The organism is Pseudomonas sp. S5F11 (assembly GCF_019641515.1).
GTDB classification, from domain to species: domain Bacteria; phylum Pseudomonadota; class Gammaproteobacteria; order Pseudomonadales; family Pseudomonadaceae; genus Aquipseudomonas; species Aquipseudomonas rhodesiae.
The window spans coordinates 4,393,244-4,407,289 of sequence record NZ_JAIFJZ010000001.1; the positions used below are offsets into that span (position 1 = coordinate 4,393,244).

The window sequence follows — 14,046 nt, forward strand, 5'->3', positions numbered from 1 at the left end:
CGTGCTTGAGGGTACGAACAGTCGTACAGCGAGCGCCCGAACATACGAGCAAAACGAGTTTTATATGACCAACAAAGACGTAAGCAAAGTTAAGCGCAAAGGCACGTTCAAAAGCGCCCCTCTGCCTGTAGAAGCCCACACCGGTCCGGAACTGGTCGGCGAAGAGCTGGTGAAAGTCGCCGTGGCGGCCCTGGAAGACGTGAAGGCCCAGGACATCCAGGTGCTGGACGTGCGCGACAAGCAGAGCATCACCGACTACATGATCATCGCCACCGGTACCTCCAACCGCCAGATCGGCGCGATGCTGGACAAAGTGCGCGAAGCCGTCAAAGCCCAGGGCGTCAAGCCGTTGGGTGAAGAAGGCAAGGGCGACAGTGATTGGGTGCTGCTGGACATGGACGACGTAATCGTCCACATGATGACTTCCAACGCTCGCCAGTTCTACGACCTGGAGCGTCTGTGGAAAGGCGCCGAGCAGAGCCGTGCCGCCGATGGCAAGCACCACAGCCCGGAAGTGGGCCACGCTCACTTCGACAAGCTCAACAAAGACCAGGAATAAGGAACGGCTGTGCGCCTGCGTCTGATTGCTGTCGGTTCACGCATGCCCAAGTGGGTGGAAGAAGGCTGGCACGAGTATGCCAAGCGTCTGCCCGCCGAGTTGTCGCTGGAACTGGTGGAAATACCGCTCAACACCCGGGGCAAGAATGCCGACGTGGCGCGCTTTATCCGTCAGGAAGGCGAAGCCATGCTGGCCAAGGTCGGCCCCAATGAGCGTATCGTCACCCTCGAAGTGCACGGCAAGCCCTGGAGCACCGAGCAGTTGGCGGTGGAGCTGGATCGCTGGCGCCTGGACTCGCGCACGGTCAACTTCATGGTCGGTGGCCCCGAAGGGCTGGCGCCGGAAGTCTGCGCGCGGGCGGACCAGCGCTGGTCGCTGTCGGCACTGACGTTGCCGCACCCGTTGGTAAGGATTCTGATCGGTGAACAGCTGTATCGCGCCTGGACAGTTCTGTCCGGGCACCCTTACCACAAATAGTCTGCGCCCCTCCCGATGACTCAGCCGATCCGCATCAAGGACCATGAGAAAGACGCACGTCTGGTACGTGCGCGCGTGGTGTTTGGCGCGATCATGGTGGTGGCGCTGATCGGGGTGTTGATTGCGCGCCTGTATTTCCTGCAGGTGATCCAGTACGACTATCACTCCACGCTGTCGGAAAACAACCGGGTGCATGTGCAGCCGATTCCGCCGACCCGTGGGCTGATTTTCGACCGCAATGGCGTTGTCGTGGCGGATAACCGGCCCAGCTTCAGCCTGAGCATGACCCGCGAACGTTCCGGCGATTGGCAGCAAGTGCTCGACGTGATCGTCGAAGTCCTGCAGCTGACGCCGGAAGACCGGGTGATCTTCGAAAAACGCATGAGGCAGGGGCGCCGGCCATTCGAGCCGGTGCCGATTCTGTTCGAGCTGACCGAAGAGCAGATCGCGCGGATCGCGGTGAACCAGTTTCGTCTGCCGGGGGTGGAAGTGGTGGCGCAGTTGGTGCGGCACTACCCGCAAGGGCCGCACTTTGCTCACTCCGTCGGCTATATGGGGCGCATCAACGAGAAAGAACTGAAAACCCTCGATCCGGTGAATTACAGCGGCACCCATCATATCGGCAAGACCGGCATCGAGCGTTTCTACGAGCCCGAGCTGCATGGCCAGGTGGGTTACGAAGAAGTTGAAACCAACGCCCGCGGCCGTGTGCTGCGCGTGCTCAAGCGTACCGACCCGGTGCCGGGCAAGGACATCGTACTGAGCCTGGACATCAAGCTGCAGGAAGCGGCCGAGATGGCGTTGGGCGGCCGACGCGGCGCGGTGGTGGCGCTGGACCCGAAGACGGGCGAAGTGCTGGCCATGGTCAGTCAACCCAGCTTCGACCCGAACCTGTTCGTGACCGGTATCAGCTTCAAGGCGTACGCCGAGCTGCGTGATTCCATCGACCGGCCGTTGTTCAACCGTGTGCTGCGTGGCTTGTACCCACCGGGTTCGACCATCAAACCGGCGGTGGCGATTGCCGGCCTGGACGCTGGCGTGGTGACCGCTTCCAGCCGGGTGTACGACCCCGGTTACTACATGCTGCCCAATTACGATCACAAGTACCGTAACTGGAACCGTACCGGTGACGGTTATGTCGACCTGGACACCGCAATCATGCGCTCCAACGACACTTACTTTTATGACCTTGCCCACAAGCTGGGCATTGATCGTCTGTCTGCCTACATGGGCAAGTTCGGGCTCGGTCAGAAAGTTTCCCTGGACATGTTCGAAGAATCGCCAGGCTTGATGCCATCGCGGGAATGGAAGCGCGCGACCCGCCGCCAGGCGTGGTTCCCGGGGGAAACCCTGATCCTGGGGATCGGCCAGGGCTATATGCAGGCCACGCCGCTGCAACTGGCTCAGGCCACGGCGCTGGTGGCCAACAAGGGCGTGTGGAACCGTCCGCACCTGGCCAAGACCATCGAAGGCGAGAAGCCGGTGGATGACAACCCGATCCCGGACATTGTGCTGCGCGACCCGTCGGACTGGACCAAGGTCAACCACGGCATGCAGCAGGTGATGCACGGTGCGCGCGGCACCGCGCGCAAGGCGGCGATCGGTGCGCAATATCGCATCGCCGGCAAGAGTGGTACCGCCCAGGTGGTGGCGATCAAGCAAGGCGAGAAATACGACCGTTCCAAGGTTCAGGAACGTCACCGCGACCACGCCTTGTTTGTCGGTTTTGCGCCGGCGGACGACCCGAAAATCGTGGTGGCCGTGATGGTCGAGAACGGCGAGTCCGGCTCCGGTGTCGCCGCGCCCGTGGTGCGCCAGGTGATGGACGCCTGGCTTCTGGCCGAGGACGGCAGGCTCAAGCCTGAATATGGCGGCCCCCCTTCAAGCCCCGAGGTTACGGCCAGTGAAGAGTAATTTTGACCGCATCCTCTCCAGCGAGGATGTGATGCGTCGCCGCGCGACGTTGCTGCAACGCATGCACATCGACGGCCCGTTGCTGATCCTGTTGCTGACCCTCGCGGCCGGCAGTCTGTTTGTACTGTATTCGGCCAGTGGCAAGAACTGGGACCTGCTGATCAAGCAAGCGTCGTCGTTCGGCCTGGGCCTGTTGTCGATGGTGGTGATCGCTCAGCTGGAGCCGCGCTTCATGGCGCGCTGGGTGCCGCTGGGCTATGTGGCGGGGGTGTTGCTGTTGGTGGTGGTGGACGTGATGGGCCACAACGCCATGGGCGCGACGCGGTGGATCAACATCCCCGGGGTGATTCGCTTCCAGCCGTCGGAATTCATGAAGATCCTGATGCCGGCGACCATCGCCTGGTACCTGTCAAAGCGCACCCTGCCGCCGCAGCTCAAACACGTAGGCATCAGCCTGATCCTGATCGGCGTACCGTTTATCCTGATTGTGCGCCAGCCCGACCTCGGCACCTCACTGCTGATCCTGGCCGGCGGCGCGTTCGTGCTGTTTATGGGCGGGTTGCGCTGGCGCTGGATCCTCAGCGTGCTGGCCGCTGCGGTGCCGGTGGCGGTGGCGATGTGGTTCTTCTTTATGCACGACTACCAAAAGCAACGGATCCTGACGTTCCTCGATCCGGAAAGCGATCCCTTGGGCACCGGCTGGAACATCATCCAGTCCAAGGCGGCAATCGGTTCGGGTGGGGTCTTCGGCAAAGGCTGGTTGCTGGGTACCCAGTCGCACTTGGACTTTCTGCCCGAGAGCCACACCGACTTCATCATCGCCGTATTGGGCGAAGAGTTCGGCCTGGTGGGGATCTGCGCGTTGCTGCTGATCTACTTGTTGTTGATCGGGCGTGGCCTGGTGATTACCGCGCAAGCGCAGACGCTGTTCGGCAAATTGCTTGCCGGCGCGCTGACCATGACGTTTTTTGTTTACGTTTTCGTCAACATCGGTATGGTCAGTGGCCTGTTACCGGTGGTTGGGGTGCCGTTGCCATTCATTAGCTACGGCGGAACTTCGCTGGTGACATTGCTGTCAGCGTTTGGGGTTTTGATGTCGATTCATACGCATCGCAAGTGGATCGCACAGGTTTGAATAAGGTGAAGATGTCAATGCAAGTAATGCGCGGCTGGGCGACTCGGCATGCGTCCTGGGTGGGCCTGATCGGGCTGCTGGGGGCAACGCAGGAGACCCTGGCCGGTGACTACGATGGTTCACCTCAGGTCGCCGAGTTTGTCGGTGAAATGACCCGCGACTACGGTTTCGCCGGTGAGCAGTTGATGGGCGTGTTCCGTGAGGCGCAGCGCAAGCAGGCGATCCTCGACGCCATTTCCCGCCCCGCTGAACGTGTGAAACAGTGGAAAGAATATCGCCCGATGTTCCTCACCGACGCCCGCGTGGCCCGCGGTGTGGACTTCTGGCGCGAGCACGAGGCCGCCCTGGCCCGCGCCGAACAGGAATACGGTGTGCCGGCCCAGGTGATTGTGTCGATCATCGGCATCGAGACCTTCTACGGGCGCAACACCGGCAGCTACCGGGTGATCGACGCGTTGTCGACCCTGGGCTTCGATTACCCGCCCCGTGCCGACTTCTTCCGCAAGGAACTGCGCGAATTCCTGCTGCTGGCCCGCGAAGAGCAGGTCGATCCACTGACCCTAAAGGGCTCCTACGCCGGAGCGATGGGCTTGCCGCAATTCATGCCTAGCAGCTTTCGTGCCTACGCGGTGGATTTCGACAACGACGGCCACATCAATATCTGGAGCAACCCCGACGATGCCATCGGCAGCGTGGCCAGCTACTTCAAGCGCCACGGCTGGGTTGCCGGCGAGCCGGTGGTGGTCCGCGCGGATGTCACCGGGGAGCGCGCCGACGAAGGCCTGACCCAGGGGATCGAGCCGGCCAAGACCGTCGGGGAGTTGCGGGCGCTGGGTTGGTCGAGTCAGAATGCGCCACACGACGACACGCCGGTAACGGCATTCCGCCTGGAAGGCGAAAATGGCCCTGAATACTGGATGGGCCTGAAGAATTTCTACGCAATCACGCGTTATAACCGCAGTGTGATGTACGCCATGGCCGTGCATCAGCTGTCAGACATGCTGGTCCAAGCACGGGGCAACAAGTAATGCGGGCATCGCCGTTCAATAAACCGCTCAAGCTGGTGGCGTTCACCGCGTTGTCCTTGCTGGTTGTCAGTTGTTCCACCAGCCGCGCGCCGACGCAGAAGTCCGGCGGCGCGGTGGTTCGGTCCCAACCGGGCCTGGACATCAACCGCGCACACAAAGACGGCGCGCCGTGGTGGGACGTGGATGTCTCGAAAATCCCGGACGCCACGCCGACCCTGCACACCGGCGCCTACAAGGCCAACCCGTACACCGTACTGGGCAAGACCTACTTTCCGCTGCAAGAGTCCAAGACCTACGTGCAGTCCGGCACAGCCTCCTGGTATGGCACCAAGTTCCATGGCCAGAACACCGCCAATGGCGAAGTGTATGACCTGTACGGCATGAGCGCGGCCCACAAGACCTTGCCGTTGCCCAGCTATGTACGCGTGACCAACCTGGACAACCACCGCACGGTGATCCTGCGGGTCAATGACCGTGGGCCGTTCTACTCGGACCGTATCATCGACTTGTCCTACGCCGCCGCCAAAAAGCTTGGCTACGCCGAAACCGGCACTGCGCGGGTCAAGGTCGAAGGCATCGATCCGGCGCAGTATTGGGCTCAGCGTGGCAAGCCGGCGCCGTTGATGCTCAACGAGCCGCAGACCCCGCAACCGCAGATCACCGCATCGGCCGGTAAGGTCGAACAGTGGACGCCGCCACCGCAACAGCACGCCCCAGACACCGTGGCCGTGCCCCAGGCCGCGCCGGGTGCTTCCCTGGCGGGCGGGCAGTACCTGCAGGTCGGCGCTTTCGCCAACCCGGATGCGGCGGAACTGTTAAGGTCCAAACTCAGCAGCATGGTCAATGCGCCGGTCTTCATCAGTTCCATCGTGCGCAACCAGCAAACCTTGCACCGCGTGCGGATGGGCCCGATTGGCTCGCCGAGCGAGGTGGCGCAAGTGCAGAACAGTGTGCGTCTGGCCAACCTGGGGCAACCCAGTGTGGTCACCGCCGAGTAAGCAGTAACGGATTGATAGTTCAGGCACGTACGCGGGCTTGAACTTTGGTTGTTGGCTCGTTTGAACAATAAAAACCCGGGAGCAAGGGGTGAGCGGGCAACCGAACACGCGACAGTCTGGTAGCGGGCTGTCTGAATAAGTTTTGCCCGCGAGGGCAAGTTTCCATAAGCAATTTCGAGAGACGGATGAACATCACCACCTTAGCCAAACGCACGTGCCTGCTTATCTCGCTGATCATCACCCCGGCCGCCTGGGCGGTTGAAATGGTGCCGGCTTCACCGCAACTGGCCGCCAAGGCCTGGGTGCTCATGGATGCCGCCAGCGGCAACGTGCTGGTCGAGAACAACGGTGACCAGCGCCTGCCGCCGGCCAGCCTGACCAAGCTGATGACCGCCTATATCGCGACCCTGGAAATCCGTCGCGGCCAGATCGGCGAAAACGACCCAGTGACCGTCAGCGAAAACGCCTGGCGTACCGGCGGTTCGCGGATGTTCATCAAGGTGGGCTCCCAAGTCACCGTCAGCGACCTGCTGCACGGCATCATCATCCAGTCCGGTAACGACGCCAGCGTCGCCCTGGCCGAGCACATCGCCGGCAGCGAAGACGCGTTCGCCGACATGATGAACAAAACCGTGGCCGATCTGGGCATGACCAACAGCCACTTCATGAACCCGACCGGTCTGCCGAACCCAGAGCACTACTCGTCGGCCCATGACATGGCGATCCTGGCGCGCGCGATCATCCGCGTCGACCCGGTGCACTACGCGATCTATTCCCAGAAGGAGTTCTTCTGGAACAACATCAAACAGCCTAACCGCAACCTGCTGCTGTGGCGCGACAAGACCGTCGACGGTCTGAAAACCGGTCACACCGAAGAGGCCGGCTACTGCATGGTGTCCTCGGCGGTACGTGACGGCCAACGCCTGATCGCCGTGGTGTTCGGTACCAACAGCGAGCAGGCCCGTGCGGCCGAGACGCAAAAGCTGCTGACCTACGGTTTCCGTTTCTTCGAAACCCAGACCTTCTACCAGAAGGGTGCTGAGCTTGCGACCGCCCCGGTGTGGAAAGGCGCGGCTTCCCAAGTCAAGGCCGGCCTGGCCGAAGACCTGACCCTGACCATGCCTAAAGGCCAGCTGAAAAAGCTCGCTGCCAGCATGACCATGAATCCGCAATTGGTCGCGCCAATCGCCAAGGGCGATGTGATCGGTAAAGTCGAAGTGAAACTGGACGACAAGGTGGTGCACAGCGCCGACCTGATCGCGCTGGACGCCGTCGACGAAGGTGGTATCTTCCGCCGCGTGTGGGATAGCATCCGTCTATTCTTCTACGGCTTGTTCAACTGATTGTGTGCACCTGCAAAGCCCCGCGTTGAACCGACGCGGGGCTTTGCCGTCGCCACGGCTTACCGCTTACGAGGCCGTTCTGCCATGACCGATAAAGAAGTGAAGGCGCCTAAGATCGAGTTCCCGGTGACGGATTATCCCGTCAAGGTGATCAGCGATACCGGTGTTGGCAACAAAGACAAGATCCTCGACATCGTGCGTAAACACGCCACGATCAACGACAACCGTGTGGACGAGCGCTCCAGTACCAACGGTAAATACACCACGATCCAGTTGCACATCGTGGCGACGGATCAGGACCAGCTCTACAACATCAACAGTGAACTGCGGGCCACCGGCTTCGTACACATGGTGTTGTGATGTCGCAGGTCCTGGGCTTTCGTGAACTTGGCCAGATGGCCTACGAGCCCGTCTGGCATGCGATGCAGCGCTTCACCAACGAGCGCGGCACCTCGGCGCCGGATGAGGTCTGGCTGGTGGAACATCCACCGGTGTTCACCCAGGGCCAGGCCGGCAAGGCCGAACATCTGCTGCTGCCGGGGGAGATTCCGGTGGTGCAGGTCGACCGGGGTGGCCAAGTGACTTACCATGGCCCCGGTCAGCTTGTGGCTTACCTATTGTTGGATGTGCGCAAGCTGGGGTTTGGTGTGCGTGATCTGGTCAGCCGCATCGAGGCGTGCCTGATCGAGCTATTGGCCAGTTACGGCGTCACCGCCGCGGCCAAGCCCGATGCTCCGGGGGTGTATGTGGATGGCGCGAAAATCGCTTCCCTGGGGCTGCGGATTCGCCACGGTTGTTCCTTTCATGGCCTGGCCCTGAACGTGGACATGGACCTGGCGCCCTTCCGGCGCATCAACCCGTGCGGTTATGCCGGGTTAGCGATGACACAGCTGAGCGAGCATGTGACACCGATTAAATTTGCCGAGGTAAGTGCCCGGCTGCGCGCGCAGCTCGTCAAACACCTCGACTATGCTGAGCAGACGACCCTTACGGGCGGAATCGACTGACTATGACTACTGATGCAGTGCAAACCATGATCCCGACACTGGACGTAACCGAGCGTCCGGCCCCGGCCCCGCGTGCCAAGGTGGAAGCCGGCGTCAAGCTGCGCGGCGCCGAGAAGGTTGCACGCATCCCGGTAAAGATCATTCCGACCACCGAACTGCCGAAAAAGCCTGACTGGATCCGCGTGCGCATCCCTGTCTCGCCGGAAGTCGACCGTATCAAAGCCCTGCTGCGCAAACACAAGCTGCACAGTGTGTGCGAAGAGGCCTCCTGCCCGAACCTGGGTGAGTGTTTCTCCGGCGGCACCGCCACGTTCATGATCATGGGTGACATCTGCACCCGCCGTTGCCCGTTCTGCGATGTCGGCCACGGCCGGCCGAAGCCACTGGACGTCAACGAGCCGGAAAGCCTGGCCATCGCCATCGCCGACCTCAAACTCAAGTACGTGGTGATCACTTCGGTGGACCGCGACGATTTGCGTGACGGCGGTGCCCAGCACTTTGCCGACTGCATCCGCGAAATTCGCAAACTGTCGCCGAACGTTGTGCTCGAAACCCTGGTGCCGGACTACCGTGGCCGTATGGACGTGGCGTTGGAAATCACCGCCGCCGAGCCGCCGGATGTGTTCAACCACAACCTGGAAACCGTGCCACGCCTGTACAAGGCCGCGCGTCCCGGTTCGGACTACCAGTGGTCGTTGACCCTGCTGCAGAAGTTCAAGCAGATGATGCCGCACATCCCGACCAAATCCGGCTTGATGCTGGGCCTGGGCGAGACCGATGAAGAAGTGATCGAAGTCATGCAGCGCATGCGCGAACACGACATCGATATGCTGACCTTGGGCCAGTACCTGCAACCGTCGCGTAACCACTTGCCGGTGCAGCGTTTCGTGCACCCGGACACCTTCGCCTGGTTCGCTGAGGAAGGCTACAAGATGGGCTTCAAAAACGTGGCATCGGGCCCGCTGGTGCGTTCTTCGTACCACGCCGACGAGCAGGCCAAGCTGGTCAAGGCAAGCCTGATCTCCTGATTGGGGTTTAAATCCGGAATGCGAGGGGCTTATGTGGGAGGGGGCTTGCCCCCGATAGCGAAAGGCCAGTCACTCATGTGCTGCTTGATCCACCGCTATCGGGCCAAGCCCCCTCCCACATTTCGTTGTGCGTTAACCAGGGAGAGTTGTGTATGACAACCGCCGTTCCAGCCCTTCGTTCTGAAGGCACCATCGCCCTGATCGCTCCCGCCGGTCCCGCCGCGCTGGATGTTGAAAAGGCCGGCCGATGGATGCGCACCCGCGGCTACGACCTGCGGATTTTCCCTGGGGTGTATGAGCGCGACGGCTACCTTGCCGGCAGCGATGAGGTGCGCTTGCATGACCTGCACGCCGCCTTCGCCGACCCTGAAATCGATGCGATCTTCTGCCTGCGGGGCGGCTACGGCACGCCAAGGCTGTTGGACTGTCTGGACTTCGACCTGCTGCGCGCCAACCCCAAACCCTTCGTCGGCTACAGCGACATCACCGCCTTGCACCTGGCCATCAACCGCTACGCGGGCTTCGTGACGTTTCATGGGCCAATGCTCAATGCCGACCTGTTGGGCGACAAGCAGCAACCCACCGAGTCCTCACTGTTCAGCCTGCTGCGTGGTCAACTGGGCGCGGGCAACCTCATCACGCACCCTGCGGCCTACCCGCTGACCACCATTGAGCCTGGCATCGCCTGTGGGCGCTTGCTGGGGGGCAACCTGTCGATGATTGCGGCGGTGATGGGCACGCCTTACGAAATCGACGCGCAGGGCATCATCCTGTTTATCGAAGACGTCAACGAGCCGATCTACCGCATCGATCGTCTGCTCACGCATTTGCGCTTGACGGGTAAGTTGGCTCAGGTAGCTGGGGTGCTGGTCGGGGACGTGGCGGGTGTGGATAACGTCGCGCTGGAGCGCCTGCTCAAACAGACATTTGAACCGTTGTGCATTCCGGTCCTGGCCGGCTGGCGCAGTGGACATTGCGATCCGAACCTGACCCTGCCGATGGGCGCGTTGGTGTGGCTGGATGCGGGGGAGCAGCGGGTGGTGTTGGAGCAGGATGTGGTCGTTACACTTTGAATCTGGGATCACTCGCTAAACCGCCATCGGGGGCAAGCCCCCTCTCACATTGATCAGTGATCGACATGACAACTCGGTCAACTGTGGGAGGGGGCTTGCCCCCGATAGCATTAGCCGCCATCAGCCGATCTAGCGGTTTTGCAGCGACTCCAGCAACTTCACCGTCGGATACCCATCCGCCGGCCAGCCCAGTGCCTGTTGCGCCGCGCGAATGGCCTTGCGGGTATTGGCGCCGATGATGCCGTCCGGGTTGCCCGCGTCGTAGCCTTTAGCGCTGAGTACCGTTTGCAGCTCAATGCGCTGTGAACGGCTCAGGGGCAGTTCATCCTTGGGCCAATCGCCACGAATCACACCGCCACCGCCGAACCGTTCGGACAGCAGGCCAGCCGCCAGTGCATAAGACGACGAGTTGTTGTACTTGAGGATGGCGCGGAAGTTGTCCAGCACCAGGAACGCCGGCCCACGGTAGCCCGCAGGTAGCAGCAGGGCGGCGGACAATTGATCGACGTTGGGCGGCATGCTGGCGCCCGGCGGCAACTGGAGGCCCAGTTTCAGCCATTCGCCAACGGTCTTGCGCGTGCCGCCGTCGGCCAGGGCGTAATCGAAATTGCTTGGCAGTTGTTTGACCTCAAAGCCCCACGGCTGGCCTTTCTGCCATCCGGAGCTTTGCAGGTAGTGCGCGGTGGAGGCGAGGGCGTCGGCCGGGCTGTTCCAGATATCCCGGCGACCGTCACCGTCGAAGTCCACGGCGTGGGTGTTGTAGGTGGTGGGAATGAACTGGGTCTGGCCCATGGCCCCGGCCCAGGAGCCTTTCATCTGGTCGGCTGCGATATCGCCATGCTGGATGATCTGCAGGGCCGCCAGCAATTGTGCCTGGGCAAACGCCGGTCGGCGGCCTTCGTAGGCCAGGGTCGCCAGGGAGCGGATCACCGAGTTGTTACCCTGGAACTGGCCGAAGTTGCTCTCCATGCCCCACACCGAGACCAGTGCCTGACGGTCGACACCGTAGCGTTGCTCGATGCGTTGCAGAATATCGGCGTACTTGATCAGCAACGCCTGGCCATTGCGCACGCGCACCGGCGACAGGGCGCCGTCGAGGTATTCCCACACCGGTCGAGAAAATTCCGGCTGGCTGCGGTCGGCGCGAATCACCGCCATATCAGGCGTGACGTTGGCAAAGGCAGTATCGAAAACAGCGGGGGTGATACCGGCCTTTAGCGCCTCTGCACGGAAGCCAGCCTGCCATTCGGCGAAGGTCTGGGTCGGTTGGATATCCAGGTTGTCCACGGCCAGCGGAGCCACAACGGCGGGCGCTACCACAGGGGCGGGCTGAAGCGTCTGCAAGGGCTGGGCGTCGGCGGCGGTAGGTTTTTCCGCGCAGGCGACGAGCAGAATGAGGCTGGAGGCAGCGATCAATTGGCGCAGGTGCCAACGACGGGAAAGGCTAGAGGGCATGCACAGGTCCAGGGATTACAAATCAGGTGCAGACCTTATCATGCCAGAGGGGCGCTTGCCTTCAGGCAGCCAGAAAGTAAGAAGCCTCCCAGCTATTAGACTGGAAGGCTTCGCGGCGGTAGCTGCCTTTGCCCTTGCCGGCGCGTTCCTGACGGCTGCGGAACAGTGGCTGGGCGATGATGGATTTGGCCTTATTGGGGCCATGCTTGGATGGCTTTTTGCTCATGGTCGGTACTCTCGGTAGGTGGTTACAACGGCGCAAATCATCTGCCGAAGTTTGGCCGCTGTAAAGCCCGACAAGGGTTTTGAAATGTTAACGCGGTCAACAGATGGGAGGGCTATTCGGCGGGGAGTGTCAGGCGTTGCCCGGACATCAGCAGCGCTAAACGACTCAGGCTCATCCACGGCGAACCGGCCGCTTGTCCCTTGATTTGCGCATCGATGCGCTGTGCTTCGAGCAGAAGCTGCGCCCAGCGTTGCGCCGAGTGCCGTTGCAGGGCTTTGCTCATCAGGGGTTTGCGTTTGTCCCATACCGGTGGTCGTGCCTGGCTGAAACATTTGTCCAGCGGCGTACCTTGGCTGTATTGCAGGGAAATATTGGCCAGTACCCGCAACTCACGGGCCAGGGCCCAGAGAATCACCGGCGGCTCCACCCCCTCGCCGCGCAGCCCTTCGAGCATGCGCAGGGCATGGGCAGGTTCGCCGTTGAGAATCGCATCCACCAGCCCGAACACATCAAAGCGCGCGCTATCGGCCACGGCGCCCTGGACGGTTTCGACGGTGATCTGCCCGTCTTCGGCCATCAGCTTGAGCTTCTCGATTTCCTGGGCGGCGGCAAGCAAGTTGCCTTCAACCCGGGCAGCGATCAGCTCGACCGCGTCTTGAGTCGCCGCCAGGCCCGATTGGGACAGGCGCTGACGAATCCACTGCGGCAATTGGTTACTGTCCACCGGCCAGATCTGGATGAACTGGGTCTGCGCGCCTTCCACCAGCGCCTTGCCCCATTTGGTTTTCTGCGCACTGCCGTCGAGTTTGGGCAGGCTGATCAGCAACACCGTATCCTCGGCGGGGCGTGCACAGTATTCCATCAGGGCCGCAGCGCCTTTGTCGCCGGGCTTGCCTGAAGGCAGGCGCAGTTCCAGCAGGCGTTTTTCGGCGAACAGCGACATGCTCGCACTGGCTTGCAGCAAGGTGCCCCAGTCGAAGCTGGCATCCGCGCTGAAGACCTGGCGCTCATCGAAACCTTGCTGGCGGGCAGCCGTGCGAATGGCGTCGGCGGCTTCCTGGCACAGCAGCGGGTCGTCACTGCTGACAATGTAGACGGGCGCGAGGCCACCTTGCAGGTGTTTGGCGAGTTGGGCGGGAGCGAGTTTCATAGGCAGGGCGAACGGGGCGCCTGGGGCGCCCCATTTGGCTTACTCAACCGGTACCGGTACTTCGACAGGCGATTGTTTCGGCGTGTTGTCTTCGTACTCTTGTGCCGCTTTAAGCGCGTCGGCTTCTGCCTTGGCCTTGTCGTCAGCGGTGCGTTGCAGCACTTCCAGCTGCTCAGGTGTGAGCAGTTGCAGGCGCAACATCATGCGTTGAACCAGGTCGCGACGCATTTCCTTGCGCACTTGAATGACTTCCGAATCCGAACCCACCAGGTTGTTACCGTCGTGGCTCACTACCTTCTGGATCTGAATCTTGTCACCCATCAACGGCAGGTGATCACGGCCCTGCACCTCAAAGCTGAGCACGCTGCTCAGTTCGATGTCCGATGCACGGCCTGCGCTGGCGTAGCTCAGGTTACGTTGGGTTTCTTTCTCGTCCACCAGTACCAGCTTGTAGGGCGCGCCGGTGTAGACATGTACGCCGCTGTTTTCCAGGACCTGACGCAGTTGCGTCACGGTTTCGCCATAAGCGTTACGGGCGCTGACGTCCAATTCTTTGATGGACAGGTCATTGGTGCCCGTGCCGCGCAGCTGGAAGCCGCAAGCGCTCAGCAGCACGGCAAGGCCCATAACCAGCAAGTTGCGTTTGATCATTT

15 protein-coding genes are annotated in these 14,046 nt (G+C 61.6%); 11 read left to right on the forward strand and 4 right to left on the reverse strand.

Going from position 1 to position 14,046, the window contains the following annotated elements; all coding sequences use genetic code 11:
• Positions 1-64: 64 nt before the first annotated feature.
• The 11 genes from rsfS (at position 65) to K1567_RS19915 (ending at position 10,562) form a co-directional block, all read left to right on the forward strand.
• Positions 65-559: a ribosome silencing factor gene (gene rsfS, locus K1567_RS19865; RefSeq protein ID WP_034100916.1), complete on the forward strand. Its 495-nt coding sequence runs from the start codon at positions 65-67 to the stop codon at positions 557-559.
• A gap of 9 nt (positions 560-568) precedes the next feature.
• Complete coding sequence (gene rlmH / locus K1567_RS19870) at positions 569-1,036, forward strand: 23S rRNA (pseudouridine(1915)-N(3))-methyltransferase RlmH (protein WP_003176297.1); 468 nt, start codon at positions 569-571, stop codon at positions 1,034-1,036.
• A 15-nt stretch (positions 1,037-1,051) separates the two neighbouring features.
• The gene (gene mrdA, locus K1567_RS19875) at positions 1,052-2,950 is read left to right on the forward strand and encodes a penicillin-binding protein 2 (RefSeq protein WP_034100915.1); all 1,899 of its coding nucleotides are present in this window, start codon (positions 1,052-1,054) and stop codon (positions 2,948-2,950) included.
• A 31-nt stretch (positions 2,951-2,981) separates the two neighbouring features.
• A complete protein-coding gene (gene rodA / locus K1567_RS19880; RefSeq protein WP_015886065.1) occupies positions 2,982-4,085 on the forward strand; it encodes a rod shape-determining protein RodA in 1,104 nt (367 codons plus the stop codon).
• Between the two features lie 17 nt (positions 4,086-4,102).
• The gene (gene mltB / locus K1567_RS19885) at positions 4,103-5,113 is read left to right on the forward strand and encodes a lytic murein transglycosylase B (protein ID WP_034100913.1); all 1,011 of its coding nucleotides are present in this window, start codon (positions 4,103-4,105) and stop codon (positions 5,111-5,113) included.
• Positions 5,113-6,111, forward strand: a complete 999-nt coding sequence (locus K1567_RS19890) for a septal ring lytic transglycosylase RlpA family protein (protein ID WP_034100912.1) — start codon at positions 5,113-5,115, stop codon at positions 6,109-6,111. The genes mltB and K1567_RS19890 overlap by 1 nt, the downstream gene beginning before the upstream one ends.
• 185 nt (positions 6,112-6,296) lie before the next feature.
• A complete protein-coding gene (locus tag K1567_RS19895; RefSeq protein WP_034100911.1) occupies positions 6,297-7,454 on the forward strand; it encodes a D-alanyl-D-alanine carboxypeptidase family protein in 1,158 nt (385 codons plus the stop codon).
• A gap of 84 nt (positions 7,455-7,538) precedes the next feature.
• Positions 7,539-7,814, forward strand: coding sequence for a DUF493 domain-containing protein (locus tag K1567_RS19900; RefSeq protein WP_034100910.1), 276 nt, complete (start codon positions 7,539-7,541; stop codon positions 7,812-7,814).
• Entirely contained in the window at positions 7,814-8,461 is a 648-nt protein-coding gene (gene lipB / locus K1567_RS19905; protein ID WP_034100909.1) for a lipoyl(octanoyl) transferase LipB, read from the forward strand. Before K1567_RS19900 ends, lipB begins: the two co-directional genes overlap by 1 nt.
• A 26-nt stretch (positions 8,462-8,487) precedes the next feature.
• The gene (gene lipA, locus K1567_RS19910; RefSeq protein WP_181079878.1) at positions 8,488-9,489 is read left to right on the forward strand and encodes a lipoyl synthase; all 1,002 of its coding nucleotides are present in this window, start codon (positions 8,488-8,490) and stop codon (positions 9,487-9,489) included.
• A 152-nt stretch (positions 9,490-9,641) separates the two neighbouring features.
• The gene (locus K1567_RS19915; protein WP_220698790.1) at positions 9,642-10,562 is read left to right on the forward strand and encodes an LD-carboxypeptidase; all 921 of its coding nucleotides are present in this window, start codon (positions 9,642-9,644) and stop codon (positions 10,560-10,562) included.
• A gap of 129 nt (positions 10,563-10,691) precedes the next feature.
• On the opposite strand, the gene K1567_RS19920 is transcribed toward K1567_RS19915, so the two are convergent.
• The 4 genes from K1567_RS19920 to lptE all read right to left on the reverse strand — a co-directional run bounded on the left by K1567_RS19920 (position 10,692) and on the right by lptE (position 14,044).
• Positions 10,692-12,017 (reverse strand): lytic murein transglycosylase, encoded by a 1,326-nt coding sequence (locus K1567_RS19920; protein WP_220698791.1) that lies wholly within the window; start codon positions 12,015-12,017, stop codon positions 10,692-10,694.
• Between the two features lie 61 nt (positions 12,018-12,078).
• Positions 12,079-12,243 (reverse strand): alternative ribosome rescue factor ArfA, encoded by a 165-nt coding sequence (gene arfA / locus K1567_RS19925; RefSeq protein ID WP_003176285.1) that lies wholly within the window; start codon positions 12,241-12,243, stop codon positions 12,079-12,081.
• Between the two features lie 112 nt (positions 12,244-12,355).
• Positions 12,356-13,393 carry a DNA polymerase III subunit delta gene (gene holA, locus K1567_RS19930; RefSeq protein ID WP_220698792.1) on the reverse strand — a complete coding sequence of 346 codons (1,038 nt, stop codon included), beginning with the start codon at positions 13,391-13,393 and terminating at the stop codon, positions 12,356-12,358.
• A 39-nt stretch (positions 13,394-13,432) separates the two neighbouring features.
• On the reverse strand, positions 13,433-14,044 hold the full coding sequence (lptE, locus tag K1567_RS19935) for an LPS assembly lipoprotein LptE (protein ID WP_034100904.1): 612 nt from the start codon (positions 14,042-14,044) through the stop codon (positions 13,433-13,435).
• Positions 14,045-14,046 lie beyond the last annotated feature (2 nt).